This is a genomic window from Pseudomonas maumuensis, from assembly GCF_019139675.1.
GTDB classification, from domain to species: domain Bacteria; phylum Pseudomonadota; class Gammaproteobacteria; order Pseudomonadales; family Pseudomonadaceae; genus Aquipseudomonas; species Aquipseudomonas maumuensis.
The window spans coordinates 5,311,889-5,335,055 of sequence record NZ_CP077077.1; the positions used below are offsets into that span (position 1 = coordinate 5,311,889).

At 63.3% G+C, this 23,167-nt stretch carries 9 protein-coding genes; 6 read left to right on the top strand and 3 right to left on the bottom strand.

Features of this window, described 5'->3' with window-relative positions:
- Positions 1-87: 87 nt before the first annotated feature.
- The 3 genes from KSS90_RS23680 to KSS90_RS23690 form a co-directional block, all read right to left on the bottom strand.
- Positions 88-4,761 (bottom strand): hypothetical protein, encoded by a 4,674-nt coding sequence (locus tag KSS90_RS23680; protein ID WP_217867493.1) that lies wholly within the window; start codon positions 4,759-4,761, stop codon positions 88-90.
- Positions 4,762-5,022: 261 nt separating this feature from the next.
- Positions 5,023-9,534 carry a DUF6543 domain-containing protein gene (locus KSS90_RS23685; protein ID WP_217867494.1) on the bottom strand — a complete coding sequence of 1,504 codons (4,512 nt, stop codon included), beginning with the start codon at positions 9,532-9,534 and terminating at the stop codon, positions 5,023-5,025.
- 137 nt (positions 9,535-9,671) lie between these two features.
- A complete protein-coding gene (locus KSS90_RS23690) occupies positions 9,672-11,675 on the bottom strand; it encodes a BCCT family transporter (RefSeq protein ID WP_217867495.1) in 2,004 nt (667 codons plus the stop codon).
- A 478-nt stretch (positions 11,676-12,153) separates the two neighbouring features.
- On the opposite strand from KSS90_RS23690, the gene betI reads away from it, so the two are divergent.
- From betI to selO, 6 genes are all read left to right on the top strand, one after another.
- A complete protein-coding gene (betI, locus tag KSS90_RS23695; protein WP_186656587.1) occupies positions 12,154-12,810 on the top strand; it encodes a transcriptional regulator BetI in 657 nt (218 codons plus the stop codon).
- Between the two features lie 38 nt (positions 12,811-12,848).
- A complete protein-coding gene (gene betB / locus KSS90_RS23700) occupies positions 12,849-14,321 on the top strand; it encodes a betaine-aldehyde dehydrogenase (RefSeq protein ID WP_217867496.1) in 1,473 nt (490 codons plus the stop codon).
- Positions 14,322-14,395: 74 nt separating this feature from the next.
- The gene (betA, locus tag KSS90_RS23705; protein ID WP_217867497.1) at positions 14,396-16,093 is read left to right on the top strand and encodes a choline dehydrogenase; all 1,698 of its coding nucleotides are present in this window, start codon (positions 14,396-14,398) and stop codon (positions 16,091-16,093) included.
- 242 nt (positions 16,094-16,335) lie between these two features.
- A complete protein-coding gene (locus KSS90_RS23710; protein WP_217867498.1) occupies positions 16,336-18,078 on the top strand; it encodes a potassium/proton antiporter in 1,743 nt (580 codons plus the stop codon).
- Positions 18,079-18,113: 35 nt separating this feature from the next.
- Entirely contained in the window at positions 18,114-21,419 is a 3,306-nt protein-coding gene (gene mscK / locus KSS90_RS23715; protein WP_217867499.1) for a mechanosensitive channel MscK, read from the top strand.
- 165 nt (positions 21,420-21,584) lie between these two features.
- On the top strand, positions 21,585-23,045 hold the full coding sequence (gene selO / locus KSS90_RS23720) for a protein adenylyltransferase SelO (protein ID WP_217867500.1): 1,461 nt from the start codon (positions 21,585-21,587) through the stop codon (positions 23,043-23,045).
- Positions 23,046-23,167: the final 122 nt, after the last annotated feature.

The following is a 23,167-nucleotide window of genomic DNA, read 5'->3' on the forward strand; positions in this document are numbered from 1 at the left end:
GTAGAAAGGTATTGCTGGCACCCATCCTTGGACGCCAAGGCGCCATTGAAGGGACGCCGGACGGCACAGGCCGTCCGGCGCCCACGCTCAATTGAACGGGATGATGCCCATCGCCTGGACGAGGGTCAGCCGGCCGCGATGGATTCGCTGTCCCTGGCTGGCGAGCTCCGCCGCTTCCGACTTGCCAAAGCGGCGCTGGGCCTCGGTCTTGAGATGGCCCTCGACGAAATCGGTGGCCGGATCGCCCTGGTTGGCGTAGTGGAAGTGCGCGACCCAGATGAGCTTGCCTTTACTCGCAGTTGGCGACTTGAGCAGACGGATCTCGTATTCATCCAGGCTATCGTGTGCCAAGACCTTGCGTGGCCCCACGTAGTCGATCTTCAAAAGCCGCTGCTCATGCAGATAGCGCAGCGCCTCGGCATCCGGGAAAGGTGTCTGCGAGTAGAGCCTGATCAACAGCGCTCGGCGCCGTTCCGGCCAGGCGGCGAGTTTCTGCCTGATCAGCTGGGTGGAAAGGTCAGGGTCATCACCCAGCTCGTCCGTGTAAGACTTGAGCCTGTCGACATGCTCGTCGATCAGCCTTTCCAGCAAGCGGTGGTTGACCGCGCCGACGACATACTCGTCGGCTTTCCTCTGCATCGAGGCTTCATCGGCCAGGAGCTGCAATGCCTTGTCGAGCTGTCGCTTTCTTTCCTCGGCAGGCGGCCTCGACGTGCCCTCATTGGCTGCTGGATCTGGCTGCGGTTCGCCTTGATCCTGGCTCACAGGCCGGCCCCAAGTATCGCCGACCCGTTGAAGACGCGTGAAGTACCTGCCCGTGAGCAAGTCACGTACTTCGAGTACTTCCTTGCCATCGACCATCGCCTTGTCGCCCACGACGATCTGCCCGTTTTTCAGGTAGGCCACCTCACGCGGCGTGGCATTGCGCTGGTAGGCGCCAACGCCAGGGTCGGAGGCGCCACTGTCGCCATCGGCCGTTTCGGCCAGGCGCGCCCCCGCATCGTCCTTGAGCTGTTGCAAGACCTGCTCGTAACGTTCCAGCGAGGGTCGATCGACCAATTCTCCACCGTCGCGCTTGATATCGATACTGTTGATCAGCGCCGCACTGTACTCGTCCCAAGCGCTTTGCAGCACTTCGGTGCGGTTGGTACCGGCTAGATTGCCCTTTTGCACTTCGGCATGAGCCAGGGCGCTGCCCATGAGGTATGGACTCAGCAGCGCCTTGCGAAAGCCATTGAGGATACGCCACGAAACGCCCAGCTCGTACTTCAAGGCCTGGTCACGGTAAAACTGCGCCTGGACCAACAGTAGATTCACGCTGGTCCAATGCCGATCGCCTTTCTTCATCGCGATCGTCACTGGCGTATTGCTTATGAAAGTGACGCAAGCATCTTCGGGGATTAAAGGAATGTATTTGTCCAACAGCAAGCTGAGCCGCACAAGCTTGGCCTGCATCGGCAACGTTTCAGTTATCGCTGTCTTCAAAGCGAGGCGCCCGGCGACCCCTGGAACCTGCTCGAGGCGGGTGATCCTGGGATAGTCGACCATGTCCAGCAACCGGAAGTATTGCGCCCAGGAGAGCCGAACGATGGCGACGCTGGCATCCAGCCGTGCGTCCAGGTGCGAGTTCACGCTTTCGGCGGTGACGATGTTGCGCCGCCGCTGCAGGTCGAGCTGTTGGTCGATCGTCTCGACGACGGCTTCACTCCAGCCAAGATCCTGTTCCAGACCATCCATGTACAGTTGGCGCGCCTGCTTGTAGTCGACCAGTTTCAGCTCCATCTTCTGCTCATAGAGCGCAACCAGTCTCGCCACTTGCTCGTCGCTCAGACTTGCCTCGTTTTGCTGTGCGCGGGTCTTTAGGTCCAGCAGGTCCATGTATTGGCTGTAAGCATTCGTTTCAGCCAAGGCCAGCGATTCGATCGTTGGGCGATGCCGTTCGACGTTAGCCAGCAGCTCGACGACCCGCCCCGACAACGCATCGAACCTGGCCTGGTCCCGGGCCATGCTGGTCTGCCGCCTGAGGCTGTGCATGCCGCCCAGGGCGAATCCGTCATCGCGAATACGCATGCGTTCGCCATCGTCGAACAACCACGGGCCCCACTTGCCATCGGGTCCGAGTATGCGGCGGCCGGCATCGTCATGCCCCACTTCGTAGTTTTCGCCATGCAGGATGACGTAGAAGCGTTCGCCAAGATGGTAAAGGCCGTTGCCACGCGGCACGCCAGTCAAGTCCACCTGTGCACGATAAGGCGACAATGACTTGCGTTGGGCGACGGGGCCCGAGCCCCAACCGTGGCCCAGCGCCGCGATCCCTTCATAGGCACGTAACGAAGCGATGCCTGGGTCGTGAAGAATGCTCACCGGCGCCGGCGGTGGCTGCCACGGCTCACGGGCAACCGGGTCCGACAGGGCAGGCCGGCAGGCATCCGCGGGCGTGGTCGGCCCCTGAATATGTGGCAACCTGGCATGCAACAGGGCCATCGCCAGATTGACGGCCAGATCGACGGCCAGTGTCGTGTCTGCCCCTGCCACCGGCTCGCCGCCCTGCTCCTTCAGCAAAGGCGCCAGCAACCCGACGACCCACGCAACCTTGCCCAGCGGGCCAGGTAATACCGGCGCCAGCAGGTCGAACAGCAGCCAGCCGAAGCGCTTGGCCATACTCCAGCGATGCTCGGCATTACTGACGGACTCGCGGTCCGCCAGGGCCATCAATGCCTCGCGCTTGTCTTGATACATCCGGTTGTCGATATCCGCCAGGAAGGGCTTGAGCGCAAGCTTCACCGGCTTGACCGGCGTAGGCCAGATCGAGGTATCGAAGATCACCCTGCGCAGGTGCGGCTCGAGGAAACCACCACGGGCATAGATGTCGAACACCGATCGCGGCAGCCAGTCCAGCACACTGTCCTGCAACTCGCCCGGCTGGGACACGGCGGCCATCAAGCCGGCCTGATCGGCAAAGTGCAAAAGCCGCTGGCGGCCGTAGAGCGGCCGGTACAGCAGCACCGCTTGAGGTTGATGCAGCGTCACCACATACATGCAGGTCACTTCGTCGCGTTGCTGGCGACCTTCCTGCGCGCGAAAGCCCAAAGGGGCGATATCGACATTGCTCTTCAAATCAAGCCCACTGCGGCAGAACTCCGCCACGGCCTGCCAACACGGACTATCGATCACCCCATCGACCTTGGCGCGCAAGACATCGAACAACAAAGCGCAGCGCCACTCGCGGGCAAAGCGTTGGATGCGCAGTGGACGCTGGTTCGGCTCATCGAGCAAGGCCGCGACATAGCCAGGGTAGCGCCCCCCGATATCGACGGCCTCGACCAGCCCAGTGGCGTAGCGAGGCGTCATCCATGGCGTGATCAACTGCTCGTTACGATGGGTGATGGCCGTCACCACCGCATTTTCCAGGCCATCCAGGCGATCGATGGCGAACTGGGTCAAGGTCACGCTACCGACAGGCTTGAGCCGCACGGGCAGTTGCGGGTCGGTAGCAGGGTCGGGAACCGCTACATCGAGCAACAGGTCATCGGGAAAGTAATTGGCCTCCACCGGATAATCCTCGAGCAGTTGCTCACGTAGCCGCCGTGCCGCGTAGGTATGCAGGTCTTCCACGCCATCGAGGGATGAGCGGCCATCCGCCAGGACCTGGGCCAGGGCCAGGTCGAGCGTTGCCACCTGATGTTCGAAACGATCGGTGCTCGACGCATCGATCAGCCAGCGAGGCGGCTGAGGCCTGGGCGTGTCCACCCTGAACAGGTCGTCGTTGAAAAAGTACCGCGAAGGATCGCTCAGCGCCGCCATCGCCGTTTCGAGCGCCTCGCTACTGGCCAGCGCAGACAGTCGCAGTCGCTCGAGATCGTCGAGCAGGTTTTCCAACAGCAGGCCGGACTGTTGCAGGAATGCATCGCCTTCCAAGGCGCGCCGCCGCCAGGACAGCCGATCGAAACGCAGGCGCGTAGCCTGCTCGCCACGCAGGTGCTCGCCGAGCGCCTGCGGTGAATCGAATGCCTGGAGATGGCCGGACGGTGGACATCGCACCAGTAGCCGGCGCTCCTCCCGTTCGGCCTCGATCAGTAAGTCCGGCATCAGTGCGGTAAACGTCTGGTCGCCATCACTGTAGGTGAGTTCGATGGCGTATACCGACGGAGCACCGGCACTTCCAAGCAGCACCTCATAAACGCACGTCCGCTCTTCAGCCGCCAGCTCAGACCTCGCCACATAGTTCGTCAATGCCAGCCTCAATGCCTGGCGCATCCAACCGTGCCGGCCAACGCCGGAAGGCACTGGCGCAAAGGTGTCATCGGCGTTCCAGAATGCCAGCTGAGCACGCTGAAACGTCGGGATCAGCGCGCTGAGCATGGCGTTCAAGTCGTCGTTCATAGCCGCCAGCGGCAACCCCGAATCGGCGACCACCGGCCCAGGTTTCGCTCCCGAGGCACCATCGCGCGCCACTTCGCTGCAAGGCCTTATACGTAACAGATCCTTGGCGCCGAATGCGAGGGTGAAACCCTCTACGAAAGCCTCGAGCAGGACCGAGAGAAAACCTTCGGGCCGAGCACAGTCCTGCGTATCGGGGCGTATCAGTGTGTAGGGTTCTTCGTCGGAGTAATCGATCTGCAGGACAGCAAAATTAGGGTGATGCTTGACCACGACGTCGAAGACGCGTTCGCCGAGCACTCGACGCAGCGTGGGGCGATCGACGAACTGCAGGGCTACCGCCTCTTTGAGCGTGGTCGGGGATGAAAGCGTAAGGGGCATCTCGGGCTACCTCGCTATGAATGAGGTAGCCACCTTCGGTCACCCGCCATGTCGAGCGGTGTTACTTGTGTAGGACAGTGCTCCAGCCAGGAGCGGAGCAGCTTGGTGGCCAGCCGAACGGATATCGGCAGGCCGACACCAAGGACGGCCCTATCAGCGATCGAAGGGAATGATACCCGCGACCTGCCAAGCGTCCAGCCGACCGCGATGCAGGATCTTCCCTTGCTCGCGCAACCTGGCTTCGTCATCCCGACCGAATCTTCACTCGGACCAGTTCTTCAGATGCCCAACGCTGAAATCAGCCGCGCTGGCATCCTGGCTGTCCAGGTGGAAGTGGCCGGCCCAGGTGGCCGAGACCTGCTTGCCACCGGGCTGGACCAGCACCTGAATCCGATACTCATCGAAGGCAACGTGATTGGCGCTGGTTTCGCGTCGGACATAAGCGACATTCAGCAAGTTACGCTCGTGCAGGAATGCGAGTGCGGCGGCGCCGGGCTTGCGCGTCTGACTGTGCAATCGGGTCAGCCAGGCGACCTTGTTGCCTTTCCACTGCGCCACAGCCTCGACCAGGCGGCCATGAAGCGCCTCGTCATCCCGAACCGAGTCACGTGCGGCCTGCAACGCTTCGATCTGCCCGTCCACCAGTGTTTCCAGGTCGCGGTGGTCCAGGTCCCGGGCGAGATAGTCGCGCACCCGTTCCTGTAGCGCACCGCCTTGTTCGAGAACGTTGCGCGCGTGCTCCGCGGCCTCGCTGGCCGGCACCCAGGCAGGATCCTGCGCCTGCGGCTCAGGCAGCGTTTCGACCCAAACACCTTGCCGGCAATGGAAACGATGCAGAACATCGCCACCCACGGGGTCGCTCACCACCAACTGCTCGCCACCGTCCTCGGTCGCCTGCTGCGTGGCGATCAATAGTTCACCGGTCGTGGTGCGTACTGCCCTGTGCATACCCTCGCTCACCGCGTAGGCGGCGCGCATCGGCACATTCATGCCGGCGAACTCCTGGGACGCCTGGATCAGCAGATGGTTGGCGGATTGCTTCAGCAGTTCCATGTGCTGCAGGTACTCCCCCAGCATCGTGGCATCGATCGCTGGGCTGCCCATGTTCAACTGCACCAGGGCCTCGTGAGCAGCCTTCGAGTAGTGGTACCAAGCCTCCTGCAGCACTTCGAGCCTATCGACATGCGGCAGGTTGCTGGTCAGCACCATCGCATGGTTGGCGGCGGCGGCGCGCAATCGGTTACCCGAGAGTCTATCCACCACCTTGTGCCAGCGAAGCAGGTTGCTCGTGGGTGAAGGCAGCAATGAAAGCTCGGCGAGCGCAGCCAGATGTTCGAAGCGCATATCGATGATGTTGAAATGATGATTGTCGATGAACGTACGAACCGTCTTGACCTGGTCACCGTGATAGAAAGTGGCGGCTTCGGGCATTTCGACCACCAGTTCATCAATGAGCTGCATGGCGACCAGCATCCGTTTCATCAACGGCACGCAACCAGCCAGGTCAGCGCGATAGGCGGCCAACGGCTCGCCGATTTCACTGAACAGCTTTCCGTTCAATGCGTTGGCCTTGGCGTACAAGGCCTGCCGGTCGCTGAGCCGATGCAGCTCATCGCGCACATACAAGGCGTCAGTCAAATTGAAGCAACGCCACTCGTCGCGCCTGGCCTGCACCGCCGACCGTGCTTCCTCGGGTGTGAGCCTGGCGAGCCGGCTCAACAGCTCGTCCTGCTTGCCCGCCTCTGCCAGGCCTTTTTCCTTCGCCTGCACCGCGCCGTGGCGCAGCGCACGCTCTTCAGCCTGCAGGCCGACGATCAAAGCCTCACTCGCCTCCACCCGTGTCGCGATCTCCTGTTCTGTCAGCCGGCCCCCCGGGTTCTGCCTGACCAGTGCCTGCCGCTTGTGCTCGCGGTCGATCGCGTCATCCTTGGCGATCAGCTGTCCAAGCAGGCCCTGGAATGACTTCTGGGCTTCCTCGGCGGCGGTATGGTGCCTGGCGACCCTCGCCCGCAGGGCCGTTCGCGTCTGCTCCAGCGCCCGTGACGGCTGCCCCGCTCTGCCACTGCCACCGAAAAAGCCGCGCTTGATGAACCAGCCATGGCCATGCCATAGCGCCGGCCCCAGGCGTCCATCTTGCGCGACGACCCTCAACTCCCCTGCATCGCGGCGCACCTGGTACGCCACGCCATCGAGCTCGGCGTAGACATGGCCATCGACACGATGCAGCTGGCTGGCTGGGTCCAGTGTCGCGGGACCAAGCCGCACCGGCGCCGCATAGACCGCCAAGGCCTTGCGCCTGCTGCTCGGTCCCTCGCCCCAACCCGAGGCGATCAACAGCGTCTGCTGCTCGCGCGACTCCAGCGTATCGACGCCGTGGACCGTGCCTCGGGCCGGTGTGAGCGCGGCTCTGTAGCGCTCGGAAGGCGACGCCGGAGCGCCGTCGATATCGACCAAGGACTCTGATACCAATGTGTCTGCGAAAGCCGCGGCTCTGCGTACCAGCAGCCCCCACGCCAAATCGGTGAACAGCCCCAGCAGACGATGCGGCAACAACACTGTACTGCCGTGCTGGTAATCATCGAGCACGGTATGCAACTGCTCCAGGGAAAAGATCGCGCTCAGCGCCTCGCCAATCGGACCTGGCACGAGACTCACCAGGCGGGAAAAGTTGAGGATGTACTCACCGACACTCGCCCAACGCGCTTCGCTATTGGACACCGTGGCGCGATCGGCCAATTGCACGAGCAGCGTGCGCAGGCCTTGGTACATCCTGAGGTCGGCATCCGCCAGCCAAGGGGTGAAGACGATCTTTGCCGGCTCGGGAACATCGATGGGCTGCTCGACCAGCGGGGTACCCAGCCCCTGGGTGAGATGAGGTTGCACAAAGCCATTGTTGTCGTAGGTGGCCTTGGCCGCGGGAGAAACCCAGTCCAGGATGCGCGAGCTCAAGGTGGCAGATTGCCTGATGGTGGCCATGAGGCTGTCGAGGTCGTTCGCGCAGGTCAGGCTGTCTTTTTCATAGTAGGGGCAGTAGAGCAAGACGAACGCCGGCTCATGGAAGCGGATCACGAACATGTAGGTAGCTTCGTCGCGAGTCCTGAGATGCTTGACGCCGAATGCCAATGGCGCGAGGTCGACATTGCCCTTGAAGTCACTGGCACTGCGGCAGAACTCAGCCAAAGCCTGCCAGCGCGACTCGCTCAAGCGACACTTCGACCATGCCTGGAGCCCCACGGCCAAAAGCTGCAAGCGCCACTCACTGGCGAAGCGTTGGATACGCAGGGAAGATCGAGCGGGGTCGTCCAGTTGCGTCGATACATAGCCGGGGTAGCGCCCTCCGATGTCCACGTCATCGATCAACTGCCTCAGCCCCGATACGTCTACCCATGCAGCCAATTGAGTAGCGGCAAGCCGGTGCTCCACGGTGACCGGCTCCTTACGACCAAGCGCCTGCTGTTTGTACAAAGCCCATTCAGTCAGCGTGACAGTGCTCCGCGCCTCGGGGTCCGCGCCGCCCTCGAGCACGATGAGCAAATCGTCCGGGTCGTAGGGCGTGACGCCAGGGTGCAATACCTGCATCCGTTCCCGCAGGCACCGTAGGGTGTAGGTGCGTGGACCCTCGATGCCTTCGAGCGAAGTACGCCCGTTCGAGCTTGCCTGGTTCGCGCCCAATTCGAGCAGCATCCGCCCTGCCCTCAGATGCCCCTTGCTGTCGGCCCGTCCGATCCATTCGGGCAGTTCCAGGATGACCTCAGCTCCGCTATCGAGATCCAGATTCAGCATGAGCCCAGCGGGGTCGGTCAGCCCATGCAGGTTCTTCTCCAGCGCCGGTACACTGTCGAAAACCTGCACCTGCAGACTGCCGACCTGGTCGAGCAGGTATTCCAGCACCAGCCCGGACTGCTGCATCAGGACATCCCCTTCAAGCTGGTAACGCGTCCAGCCAAAGGTCTCGAAGGTGTAGCGCTGGCCCATCATTCGCTCGAAGGCCTGGGCGAACGCGTCTTCATCGTCGAAGCCACGGACGAACCCGGCAGGCGAGCACCAGAGCCATTGTTGCTGTATTTCATCCTGGGCATGGATCAGCAAGTCGGGCTGCAGCACATCGACCGGATCATCATCGCGCCTGTGCAGCGAGGCCTGCACCGCGAAGATGGCAAAGCCTTGGGTCTTGCCAAGCAGCAGGTCCACCAGGCAGGCACGTTGGCCGACGGTCAACGCTTCGCCATCCACGGCTCGCGCAAGATGGGTTCGCAACACTTGGCCCAACCACTGGTGACGGGTGACGTCGCCGAGCTGCGCATAGCCCTCGACGGCTTGGTTCCAGTAGGCGATCTGCGCTTGCCGAAAACGTTCGACAGCGTCCTTCACCAACGCGCCAAGGGGAGCATTCAGTACCGCGGGATTCAAGATCACCTGCCTCAGGAAAGTCCCGTCCTCGCGAGGCACATCACAGAAAAGCGTCCCATCTACCTGGGTTCTGAACACGTGCTCCGCGGTAAAGATCAGCGTTCCTCCCCGCAGGATGGCCTCCATGAGCACATCGAGCAGAGGCCGGACGGCCATCCAGCCTTTCTCATCCATCGGAAACTGCACGTAGATGTCCTTGGCGCAGCGCAGTGTCGGCTGGTGGTCAAGCAGCGAAGGCACTCGCGCAATGATCGTTTTGTAGGCCTCTAGCTCCACGACCTGACGCAATGTAGGGCGAGACCTGAAAACATGGGCCACAGCCTGACGCAGGGTCAGCGCAGCGGGGGGGGAGACAGCTGACATGATCGTTACCTCATCATCGAAAATGAGGACGGAGGGTGCTCAAGACACGGCTTGGCGAAGCGTTACATAAAGCAGCCAGCCACAAAAAAGGCCCTGTTCCTGCGAACAGAGCCTTTTTAGCTGCCAGCCGAGCGAAATCAGCTGTATACACGCCCCAGCAACTGGCGATGGCTCTCGAACTGATCGAGCACGTCACGCACCACCTGATCGCGGGTGAAGCCCATCAGGTCATATTCCTGGCTGCCGTCGTGCAGGTATACCTCGGCGCGGTAGAAGCGCTGGCGCACTTCCGGCTCACCCTCGATCGGCGCCTCGCTCGGCGCGGCCATGTAGCCGTCCAGACTGACTTCGTAGACGAAGGGGTTGCCCTCTTCCATCATCACCCGCAAGCCCATCATGTTGCGCGACTGGCCAACACGGGTCTCGACCTCGAAGCCCAGGGTACGCAGTTGCTCGGCGGCTTCTTTCAGCGCCGGGCTGACCTGTTTGTCCATGAACCGCTGGACAACGGCCTGGGTCGGCTGCAGGTCCAGCTGGCTGAGGCGCTCGCTGAAACCGCGGCGGCCACGGGCGGCCAGTTCGGCGCGTTCGCTCTCGACCGCGACGTCCTGCTTCATGGCCTTCATCAGGCCGAACATGAACAGTACCAGGACCACCGAGAACGGCAGGCCGGCCAGTACCACCATGGTCTGCATGGCTTCGAAGTTACCGGCGAACAGCAGGCCGATGGTGACCAGGGTGATGACCACCGACCAGAACACCACCATCCAGTGCGGGGCATCCTCGTCGACCTTGCCGCCTTTGCACGACAGGTTGGCCATCATCACCGCGCCGGAGTCGGCTGGGGTCAGGAACAGCACGAAGCCGACGAACACCGCCACACCGATGACGATCTTGGCCGCCGGGAAGAATTCCAGCAGCTGGTAGATCGACATCGACGGCTGTTCGAGCGCCGTCTTGCCCAGCTCCACGGCGCCTTGGTTGATCACCAGGTCCAGCGCGGTGTTGCCGAAGATCGACAGCCAGGCCAGGGTGAAGCCCAGCGGGATCAGCAGCACGCCGCTGACCAGCTGGCGCACGGTACGGCCCTTGGAGATACGGGCGATGAACATGCCGACGAACGGGCCCCAGGAGATCCACCAGGCCCAGTAGAACACGGTCCACAGGCCCAGCCAGCGCTCGGACTTGTCGTTGTCGCCTTCATAGACATAGAGGTCGAAGGTCTTCAGTACGACACCGTTGAGGTAGTCACCGACGTTCTGCACGAAGCCGTTGAGCAGGTGCAGGGTATTGCCGGCCAGCAGCACGAAGATCAGCAGGCCGCTGAACAGCAGGATGTTCAGGTTGGACAGGCGGCGGATACCGTTCTCCACGCCCGACACCGCGGCCACGGTGGCCACGCCGGCCATGACCAGGATCACCACCAGCAGGTTGGTCTTGCTGTGGTCCATGCCGAACAGGTATTCCAGGCCCGAGGCCACCTGCATCGAGCCGATGCCCAGGTTGGTCACCAGGCCCAGCAGGGTGACGAACATGCCGAAGATGTCCACGGCATGACCGGCGCCACCCTTGACCCAACGCTCGCCGACCAGCGGGTACAGCGCCGAGCGCAGTGCCAGCGGCTGATTGTGGCGGTAGGCGAAGTAGCCCACTGCCAGGCCGACCAGGGCGTAGATCGCCCAGCCGTGCAGGCCCCAGTGCAGGAAGGTTAGCTGCAGGCCCTGGCGCGCGGCCTCGAGGCTGGCAGGCGTACCTTCCGGTGGGTTGAAGTAGTGGTCCAGCGGCTCGGAGGCGCCGAAGTACAGCAGCGAGATGCCGATACCGGAGGAGAACAGCATGCCGGCCCAGGCGCCGTAGCTGAAGTCGGGGGTGTCGTCCTTGCCGCCCAGCTTGAGCTTGCCGAAGTCGGAGAAGGCCAGGTAGACGACGAACAACAGGTAACCGCAGATGACCAGCATGTAGTACCAGCCAAAGGTGCGGGTCAGCCATTTCTGGGCGACGCCCAGCGCCTGGCCGGCGGCTTCGGGTACAGCGATCAGCAAGGCAGTCAGAACGAGGATCATCAGCGCCGAGGTGTAGAACACCACGCGATTGACCCGTACCCGCTCGGCGGGGGGCTTTGTCAGGGAGGCAGAACTCATTGCACGAATGCTCCGGGCAGTGCGGCAGTGGAGGCTAAACAGTTATTTCCCACGCAATTGGTGCAATAGCCCTACTGCGACAGGTGTTATAAAAGCACCCTGGAAACCGTGATCCCGAATAGAAACGTTGCAAAAAAATCAGACCGGTCGCCTGTGGAAAACCATGCCCTCCATAAGGAGGTGCGCGCATTCGCCACAGACACCTGGCCCGCTCCAAGGGCCGACCGCGCAGCCAGTGACTGCTCGGCAAAATCTGTCTTTCGCATCGCTCATGCCCGTCAACGCCTTGTATTCCGGGGGTTACGCGATTTCCTGGGGTGTCGATTCGTGCTTCTGTGACCGTCCGAAAAACTGTCAATGGCACAAATTGTCGCAGAGCTTATTCTTTATTGATTGAACGTTCAATCAAAACAAAATAGACTGGCCTTCGCCGAGGCAGCCGCTTGTCGTCTGCCCGCAGGCCTGAGGAGATAGCAAGATGCCCAAGGTCGGTATGCAACCCATCCGCCGCCAGCAGTTGATCGAAGCCACCTTGCAGGCGGTCGATCAGGTCGGACTGGGAGATGCCAGCATTGCGCTGATTGCCCGTTTGGCCGGTGTGTCGAACGGCATCATCAGTCACTACTTTCAGGACAAGAACGGCCTGATCGCAGCGACGATGCGCTACATCATGAACATGCTCAACGAGGGTGTGATCGCGCGTCGTCAGGCCCTCACGGACGACAGCCCGCGTGCCCACCTGAAGGTGATCATCGAAGGCAACTTCGATGCGAGCCAGGTGAATGGCCCGGCAATGAAAACCTGGCTGGCCTTCTGGGCCTCCAGCATGCACCAGCCGTCTTTGCACAGGTTGCAGCGGATCAACGACCACCGCCTGTATTCCAACCTGTGCTGCCAGTTCCGCCGCGTCCTGCCGCTCTACCATGCGCGCAAGGCTGCCCGCGGCCTGGCAGCGTTGATCGACGGCCTGTGGTTGCGTGGCGCCCTGTCGGGTGACGCATTCGACACCGAGCAGGCAATACGCATCGCTTACGAATACATGGATCTACAACTGGCTAAGCAGCAGACCCTGGGCACAACCGACCAGGCCGCTGAACAGCCGCGCGCAGCGACCAGCCAAGCGGCGGGAGCGTGACGCGGTAGCCAACCACACACTGCACTTGCGAGGACACTATGGCCCGTTTCGGAACGCAAAAACTCTACATCGATGGCGCTTACGTCGACGCTGGCAGCGATGCCACCTTCGAAGCCATCAACCCAGCTACCGGCGAAGTCCTCGCCCACGTGCAGCGCGCAACTCAAGCTGACGTCGAGAAGGCCGTCGAAAGCGCCGAGCGTGGCCAGAAAATCTGGGCAGCCATGACCGCCATGCAGCGTTCGCGCATCCTGCGCCGCGCCGTCGACATCCTGCGCGAGCGCAACGACGAGCTGGCCATGCTGGAAACCCTGGACACCGGCAAGTCGTACTCCGAGACTCGCTACGTCGACATCGTCACCGGCGCCGACGTGCTGGAATACTACGCAGGCCTGGTACCGGCCATCGAAGGCGAGCAGATCCCGCTGCGCGAATCGTCCTTCGTCTACACCCGCCGCGAGCCACTGGGCGTGACCGTCGGTATCGGCGCCTGGAACTACCCGATCCAGATCGCCCTGTGGAAATCCGCCCCGGCCCTGGCCGCCGGCAACGCGATGATTTTCAAGCCGTCGGAAGTCACCTCGCTGACCACCCTGAAACTGGCCGAGATCTTCACCGAAGCCGGCCTGCCGAACGGCGTGTTCAACGTCCTGACCGGCAGCGGCCGCGAAGTCGGCACCTGGCTGACCGAGCACCCGCGCATCGAGAAAGTCTCCTTCACCGGCGGCACCACCACCGGCAAGAAAGTCATGGCCAGCGCCTCGAGCTCGTCGCTCAAGGAAGTCACCATGGAACTGGGCGGCAAGTCGCCACTGATCATCTGTGACGATGCCGACCTGGACAAGGCCGCCGACATCGCCATGATGGCCAACTTCTACAGCTCCGGTCAGGTTTGCACCAACGGCACCCGCGTGTTCATCCCTGCCGCGATGAAGTCTGCCTTCGAAGCCAAGATCGCCGAGCGCGTCGCCCGCATCCGTGCCGGCAACCCGGAAGACGAGAACACCAACTTCGGCCCGCTGGTCAGCTTCCAGCACATGGAAAGCGTGCTGTCGTACATCGCCAAGGGTAAAGAAGAAGGCGCCCGCGTCCTCTGCGGCGGTGAGCGTCTGCTGGACGGCGACTTCGCCAAGGGCGCGTTCGTCGCCCCGACCGTGTTCACCGACTGCACCGACGACATGACCATCGTCAAGGAAGAGATCTTCGGCCCAGTGATGAGCATCCTCGGCTACGAGACCGAGGAAGAAGTCATCCGTCGCGCCAACGACACCGAATACGGCCTGGCCGCCGGTGTCTGCACCAACGACATCAGCCGCGCCCACCGCATCATCCACAAGCTCGAAGCGGGTATCTGCTGGATCAACGCCTGGGGCGAGTCGCCGGCCGAAATGCCGGTTGGCGGTTACAAGCAGTCGGGCGTCGGCCGTGAAAACGGTGTCAGCTCGCTGGCTCAATACACTCGCATCAAGTCGGTTCAGGTCGAGCTGGGCGGCTACAACTCGGTTTTCTAAACCTGGTCCCGCCACGCCCGCGCCCTTGAGTGCGGGCGTTTCCGCTCCCTGACAACTCCAACGAGGGTACTTCAATGTCCCAAGAATTCGATTACATCATCGTCGGTGCCGGTTCGGCCGGTAACACCCTGGCCACCCGCCTGACCGAAGACGCCAGCGTCACCGTCCTGCTGCTCGAAGCCGGCGGCCCGGACTACCGCTTCGACTTCCGCACCCAGATGCCAGCCGCCCTGGCCTTCCCCCTGCAGGGCCGTCGCTACAACTGGGCCTACGAGACCGACCCGGAGCCGCACATGGACGGCCGCCGCATGGAATGTGGTCGCGGCAAGGGCCTGGGTGGCTCCTCGCTGATCAACGGCATGTGCTACATCCGCGGCAACGCCATGGACTTCGACGGCTGGGCTGAACTGCCGGGCCTGGAAGACTGGACCTACCTGGACTGCCTGCCGTACTTCCGTAAAGCCGAAACCCGCGACATCGGCCCGAACGACTACCACGGCGGCGAAGGCCCGGTCAGCGTGGCCACGCCGAAAGCCGGCAACAACCCGCTGTTCCACGCCATGGTCGAGGCCGGTGTGCAGGCCGGTTACCCGCGTACCGAAGACCTCAACGGCTACCAGCAGGAAGGCTTCGGCCCGATGGACCGTTCGGTGACCAAGAAAGGCCGCCGCTCGAGCACCGCTCGCGGCTACCTGGACCAGGCCAAGAAACGTCCGAACCTGACCATCGTCACCCACGCCCTCAGCGACCGCGTGCTGTTCGACAACAAGCGCGCTGTTGGCGTGACCTACCTGGTCGGTGATAGCGAAGAGCGCGTCGAAGCCCGTGCGCGCAAGGAAGTCATCGTTTCTTCCGGTGCCATCGCCTCGCCGCAACTGCTGCAGCGCTCCGGCGTCGGCCCGCGTGCCCTGCTGGAAAGCCTCGACATCCCGGTGGTCCACGACCTGCCGGGCGTCGGCGAGAACCTGCAGGACCACCTCGAGCTGTACCTGCAGTACGCCTGCACCCAGCCGGTGTCGCTGTACCCGTCGCTGCTGTGGTGGAACCAGCCGGCCATCGGTGCCGAGTGGCTGTTCAACGGCACCGGCATCGGCGCCAGCAACCAGTTCGAGGCCGGTGGTTTCATCCGCACCCGTCCTGAATTCAAGTGGCCGAACATCCAGTACCACTTCCTGCCGGTGGCGATTAACTACAACGGCTCGAACGGTGTGAAAGAGCACGGCTTCCAGGCGCACATGGGCTCCATGCGCTCGCCGGCCCGTGGTCGCATCCAGGCCAAGTCGAAGAACCCGCGCCAGCACCCGAGCATCCTGTTCAACTACATGTCCACCGAGCAGGACTGGCAGGAATTCCGCGACGGCATCCGCCTGACCCGCGAAATCATGGCCCAGCCGGCGCTGGACCCGTACCGCGGCCGCGAGATCAGCCCGGGCGCGCACGTGCAGACCGATGAAGAGCTGGACAAATTCATCCGCGAGCACGCCGAAACCGCCTTCCACCCGTCCTGCTCGTGCAAGATGGGCACCGACGACATGGCGGTGGTCGACGGCGAAGGCCGTGTGCATGGCATGCAGGGCTTGCGCGTGGTCGACGCATCGATCATGCCGCTGATCATCACCGGCAACCTCAACGCCACCACGATCATGATCGCCGAGAAGATCTCGGACAAGATCCGTGGCCGCAAGCCGCTGCCGCGCAGCACCGCCAAGTACTACGTGGCGGGCGATGCACCGGTGAAGGGCAAGCCGATGCGTGAGGTGAAGCAGGCCTGAACCTGCGCCGACTCAATCGCGGATAAATCCGCTCCTACAAACGCGTAGCACCTTGTAGGAGCGGATTCATCCGCGAAGGGCCAGCACTGACCACACAAGAAAAGGCACCTTACGAGGTGCCTTTTCTACATCTGCAGAAACGCTTTACAGGCTGCCAATTCATCAGGTTAGAATCGATTGGCACGCGACCTGCTAGTTCACAGTTGCAAGTTCCTTTCCCCGCTGTCCCGGAGTACCTGCCTTTGGATGCAAGCACCATCAACAGCCTGTTCCTGATCGGCGCATTGCTGGTGGGCGCAAGTATCCTGGTCAGCTCGCTGTCATCGCGCCTGGGCATCCCCATCCTGGTCATCATCCTCGCCGTCGGCATGGTCGCGGGCGTGGACGGTGGCGGCATCATCTTCAACAATTACCCGACCGCCTACCTGGTGGGCAACCTGGCCCTCGCCGTCATCCTGCTCGACGGCGGCCTGCGCACCCGCGTGGCGAGTTTTCGCGTGGCGTTGTGGCCGGCGCTGTCGCTAGCCACGGTGGGCGTGTTGATCACCACCGGCCTGACTGGCATGGTCGCCGCCTGGCTGTTCGACCTGAGCCTGATCCAAGGCCTGCTGATCGGCGCCATCGTCGGCTCCACCGACGCCGCGGCAGTGTTCTCGCTGCTCGGCGGCAAGGGCCTCAACGAACGGGTAACCGCCACCCTGGAGATCGAGTCGGGCAGCAACGACCCGATGGCGGTGTTCCTCACCGTGACCCTGATCGACATGATCGCCAGCGGCCAGACCGGCCTGCACTGGAGCCTGCTCACCCACCTGCTGCGCGAGTTCGGCATCGGCGGCCTGCTGGGCCTGGGCGGCGGCTGGCTGATGCTGCAACTGGTCAACCGCATCAACCTGGCCGGCGGCCTGTACCCGATCCTGGTGGTGGCCGGCGGCCTAGTGGTGTTTTCCCTGACCAACACCCTGCACGGCAGCGGCTTCCTCGCCGTGTACCTGTGCGGCCTGGTGCTGGGCAACAAGCCGATCCGCAGCCGCCACGGCATCCTGCACATGCTCGACGGCATGGCCTGGCTGGCCCAGATCGGCATGTTCCTGGTGCTCGGTCTGCTGGTCACGCCCCACGATCTGCTGCCCATCGCCCTGCCGGCCCTGGGCCTGGCACTGTGGATGATCCTGGTGGCCCGGCCCCTGTCGGTGGTCGCCGCCCTGCTGCCATTCAAGGCCTTCCATGGCCGCGAGAAAGGCTTCATCAGCTGGGTCGGCCTGCGCGGTGCGGTGCCGATCATCCTGGCGGTGTTCCCGCTGATGGCCGGCCTGCCCCAGGCCCAGCTGTTCTTCAACCTGGCGTTCTTCATCGTGCTGGTGTCGCTGTTGGTGCAAGGCACCAGCCTGCCGTGGATGGCCAAGCTGCTGAAGGTCACGGTACCGCCGGACCCGGCACCGATTTCCCGCTCCGCGCTCGAAGTGCATGTCACCAGCGAGTGGGAGCTGTTCGTCTACCGCCTGGGCGCCGAAAAATGGTGCATCGGCGCCGCCCTGCGCGAGCTGAAGATGCCTGAAGGCACACGGATCGCCGCACTGTTCCGCAGCGAGCAACTGCTGCATCCGTCGGGCAGCACGGTGCTGGAAGTCGGCGACATGCTTTGCGTGATCGGCCACGAACATAACCTGCCGGCGCTGGGCAAGCTGTTCAGCCAGGCGCCACAGCGCGGCCTGGACCTGCGCTTCTTCGGCGACTTCGTCCTCGAAGGCGATGCCGAGCTGGGCGCGGTGGCTGCACTTTATGGCCTGAAACTCGATGGCCTGGATGCGAAAATGCCGCTGGCACAGTTCATCCGACAAAAGGTCGGAGGCGCTCCAGTAGTAGGCGACCAGATCGAATGGCACGGCACGATCTGGACCGTCGCGGTCATGGACGGGAACAAGATCCAGAAAGTGGGCGTCAGATTCCCCGAAGGTACCCGCCCCGGCCCCGGGCTGTTCCTCTAAACTCCGATTTGCCGCGTAACACAAGAACTCTGCCTATGTCCCTGCGTGACCATTGCCGCGCAGCCCTGTTGGGGCTGTGCCTGACCCTCTCGTTCGCCGCCGGCGCGGTGGAAATCCCGACCACTCCGGGCATCCAGAGCAGCCTGAGCAAGATCGCCGAGCGCAAACTGCCGGAAACCGAGCAGAAAGCCGTGCAGCAGGTGCTGGAGCAGACCCTGGCGCTGCTCAACGCCCGCGACGACAGCGAAAGGAAGCTCGAAGCCCTCAAGCAGCAGTTGGCCAACGCCCCCCAGGAGATCCGCGACAGCCAGCGCGAGCTGATCAAGCTCAAGGCCTCCAGCGTCGTGCCCGTGGCGCAGCGCTACGCCAACCTGACGGTGCCGCAGCTCGAGCAGATGCTCAGCGAACGCAGCACCCAGCAGGGCGATCTGCAGAAGGCGCTGTCCGAAGCCAACAGCCTGATCATCAACTCCCAGACCCGTCCCGAGCGAGCCCAGGCCGAGATCAGCGGCAACCAGATGCGTGCCCAGCAGATCAACAACAGCCTCAAGAGCGGCAAGGACAACGGCAAGTCGATCAATGCCGACCAGCGCAACCAGCTCAACGCCGAGCTAGCCTCGCTCAACGCCCTGACCCTGCTGCGCCGCCAGGAACTGGCCGGCAACAGCGTGCTGCAGGACCTGGGCAACGCCCGCCACGACCTGCTGATCGAACGCGCCGCAAGGCTGGAACAGGAAATCCAGGACCTGCAGACGCTGATCAACGAAAAGCGCCTGGCACAGTCGCAACAGGCCGTCACCCGCCAGTCGATCGAGGCGCAGAAGGCCGGCGGCAGCAACTTGCTGGCCACCGAAAGCACCGCCAACCTGCAGCTGTCCGACTACCTGCTGCGCAGCACCGACCGCCTCAACGAGGTGACCCAGCAGAACCTGCGCACCAAGCAGCAGCTCGACAGCCTCACCCAGGCCGACCAGGCCCTGGACGAGCAGATCAACGTGCTCAAGGGCAGCCTGTTGCTGTCGAAGATCCTGTACAAGCAGAAGCAGGCCCTGCCGCACCTGAAGCTCGACCGCAACCTGGCCGACCAGATCGCCGATATCCGTCTGTACCAGTTCGAGATCAACCAGGAACGCGAACAGATGAGCAGCCCGTCCAACTATGTGGACAAGCTGCTGGCCAACCAGCCCGAGGAAGATGTCACCCCGCAGTTGCGCAAGGCCCTGCTGGAAGTGGCGATCACCCGCGGCGACCTGCTTGAGCGGTTGAACCGCGAGCTGTCGGCGCTGCTCAACGAATGCATCACCCTGCAACTGAACCAGAAACAACTGCTGAGCACCGCCCAGAACCTGCGCACCACGCTGGAAGAGCAGATGTTCTGGATCCCCAGCAACAAGCCGCTTGACTGGCAGTGGCTGCGCCAAGTGCCCGAGGGCCTGGCCTACCAGGTGGCCAGCCTGCCCTGGGGCGCCGGCATCAAGGAACTGGGCGACGGCCTGGTGCAGCAGCCGCTGCTGTTCCTGCCGCTGATCCTGGTGATCGGCGCCCTGCTGTGGCGGCGCAAGGCCCTGTACCGGCGCCTGGGCAAGGTCCACCAGGACATCGGCCACTTCAAGCGCGACAGCCAGTGGCATACGCCCCAGGCGATCCTGATCAACATCCTGCTGGCAATGCCGGTGGCCCTGGCGCTTACCCTGGGCAGCTACGCCCTGCAACTCGACGCCCGCGGGCAGAACGCCAACCTCGGCGCCGCCCTGTGGCAGATCGCCCAGGCCTGGCTGGTGTTCTACACCGCCTACCGCATCCTTGCCCCGGGCGGCGTTGCCGAGATTCACTTCCGCTGGCACAAGCCCCAGGTCGAGTTCCTGCGCGGCTGGGTGCGCCGGCTCGGTACCGTGGTGCTGGCCCTGGTCGGCGTGGTGGCGGTGGCCGAGCACCAGCCCTCGGCGCTGGCCGACGATGTGCTCGGCATCGGCGTGGTGCTGACCTGCTATGCACTGATGGCCTGGCTGCTCAGCCGACTGCTGCTGAGCAGCCCCGCGCACCAGGACACCTCGCTGTTCCGCAAGGCGGTCGGCGTGGCCTTCACCGCCCTGCCCATCGCCCTGTTCGTGGCAGTGTGCTTCGGCTACTACTACACCGCCCTCAAGCTTACCGACCGGCTGATCTACACCCTTTACCTGCTGTTGTTCTGGCTGGTGATCGAGGCCGCGTTCGTGCGTGGCCTGTCGGTGGCGGCGCGGCGCCTGGCCTACCAGCGCGCCCTGAGCAAACGCCAGGCCGCCAAGGAGGGCCTGGATGGCGAGGTGGTGGTCGAGGAGCCGACCCTGGACATCGAGCAGGTCAACCAGCAGTCACTGCGCCTGATCCGCCTGGCTCTGCTCGGCGGCTTCATCGGCGGTTTGTACTGGGTCTGGGCGGATCTGATCACCGTGTTCGCCTACCTCAACAACATCACCCTGTACGAGTACAGCAGCGGCACCGGCGCGGCTGCCAGCATGGTGCCGATCAGCCTCGGCGACCTGCTTGGTGCCATGGTCATCGCCGGCATCGCCGTGGCCCTGGCCAGCAACCTGCCCGGCCTGCTCGAAGTGCTGGTGCTGTCGCGACTGAACCTGGCCCAGGGCAGCGCGTACGCCATTACCACGCTGTTGTCCTATGTGATCGCCGGGGTCGGTATCGTCAGCACCCTGGCCACCCTCGGAGTCAGCTGGGACAAGCTGCAGTGGCTGGTCGCGGCCCTGTCACTGGGCCTGGGCTTCGGCATGCAGGAGATCTTCGCCAACTTCATCTCCGGCATCATGATCCTGTTCGAACGCCCGGTACGCATCGGCGACACCATCACCATCGGCAACCTGTCCGGCACGGTGAGCAAGATCCGCATCCGCGCCACCACCATCACCGACTTCGATCGCAAGGACATCATCGTCCCCAACAAGACCTTCATCACCGGTCAGCTGATCAACTGGTCGCTGACCGATACGGTCACCCGGGTGACATTGAAGCTGGGCATCGACTATGGCTCGGACCTGGACCTGGTGCGCGACCTGCTGCTCAAGGGCGCCCACGAGAACCCACGGGTGCTCAAGGACCCGGAACCGCTGGTGTACTTCCTCAACTTCGGCGAAAGCTCGCTGGACCACGAGCTGCGCATGCATGTGCGCGACCTCGGTGATCGCAACCCGACGCTGGACGAGCTCAACCGCTATATCAACCGTGAGTTCAAGGCGCACAACATCAAGATCTCGGTGCGCCAGGTGGAGGTGTTCCTCATGGACGCGAAGAACGGCAAGCAGCAGTTGATCCCGATGGACAGCAAACCAGACAGCACGCCGCCGAGCTGAGTGGACTGCGACAGGCATGCCCTCCAGAATGCAGGCGAGGGCTTTGCCCTCGATCGCCGGCAAGCCGGCTCCCACAAGATGGCATGCCTTGCCCTGTGGGAGCCGGCTCGCCGGCGAAAGGGCCGCACAGCGGCCCCAATGGCACCGAATTCAGGAGCAGGCCCCGTGAAGTCCCTCGACCAACTCACCTTCGACAACCGCTTCGCCCAACTCGGCGATGCCTTCTCCACCCAGGTCCTGCCCGAGCCGATCGCCGACCCACGCCTGGTCGTTGCCAGCGATTCGGCAATGGCCCTGCTCGACCTAGACCCCGCCCAGGCCGAACTGCCGGTGTTCGCCGAGCTGTTCAGCGGGCACAAACTTTGGGAAGAGGCCGACCCGCGGGCGATGGTCTACTCCGGGCACCAGTTCGGCTCCTACAACCCGCGCCTGGGCGATGGCCGCGGCCTGCTGCTGGGCGAGATCCTCAACGAGGCCGGCGAACACTGGGACCTGCACCTCAAGGGCGCCGGCCAGACGCCTTACTCACGCATGGGTGATGGCCGGGCCGTGCTGCGCTCGTCGATTCGCGAGTTCCTTGCCTCCGAGGCCCTGAGCGCGCTGGGCATCCCCAGCAGCCGCGCGCTGTGCGTGATCGGCTCGAGCACCACGGTGTGGCGGGAAACCCGCGAAAGCGCCGCGATGCTGCTGCGCCTGGCCCAGAGCCATGTGCGCTTCGGCCATTTCGAGTATTTCTACTACACGAAACAGCCAGAGCAGCAGCGAGTGCTCATCGACCATGTGCTGCACCAGCACTATCCCGAATGCCGCGACGCTGAACAGCCTTACCTGGCCATGTTCCGTACCATCGTCGAACGCAACGCCGAGCTGATCGCCCGCTGGCAGGCCTACGGCTTCTGTCATGGGGTGATGAATACCGACAACATGTCGATCCTCGGCATCACCTTCGACTTCGGCCCCTACGCCTTCCTCGACGACTTCGACGCCAACTTCATCTGCAACCACTCCGACGACCGCGGCCGCTACAGCTACGCCAACCAGGTGCCGATCGCCCACTGGAACCTCAGCGCCCTGGCCCAGGCCCTGACCACGGTGATCGAGGTCGAGCCGCTGAAGGATACGCTGGCGCTGTTCCTGCCGCTGTACCAGGCCCACTACCTGGACCTGATGCGTCGCCGCCTGGGCCTGACCACCGCCGAGGACGACGACATGGCCCTGGTCGAACGCCTGCTGCAACGCATGCAGAGCGGCGGCGTGGACTACACGCTGTTCTTCCGCCGCCTGGGCGAGCAACCGGTGGCCGAGGCCCTGCAAGTGGTGCGCGACGATTTTATTGACCTGGCAGGTTTCGATGCTTGGGGTGCGGACTACCTGGCACGCTGCGAGCGTGAGCCGGGTAATGCCGAAGGTCGCCGTGAGCGGATGCATGCGGTCAACCCGCTGTACATACTGCGCAATTATCTGGCGCAGAAGGCCATCGAGGCGGCAGAGGCCGGTGACTACAGTGAAGTGCGTCGGCTGCATCAGGTGCTGAGCAAACCGTTCGAGGAACAGCCCGGGATGCAAGCGTATGCCGAGCGACCGCCGGAGTGGGGCAAGCACCTGGAGATCAGCTGTTCGTCCTGATCTCATCGCTGCACGTGAAACCCTGCGAGGGCTTCGCCCTCGATCGCCGGCAAGCCGGCTCCCACAATGATCGCGTCTGGCCCGTGGGAGCCGGCTTGCCGGCGATTGGGCCGCATAGCGGC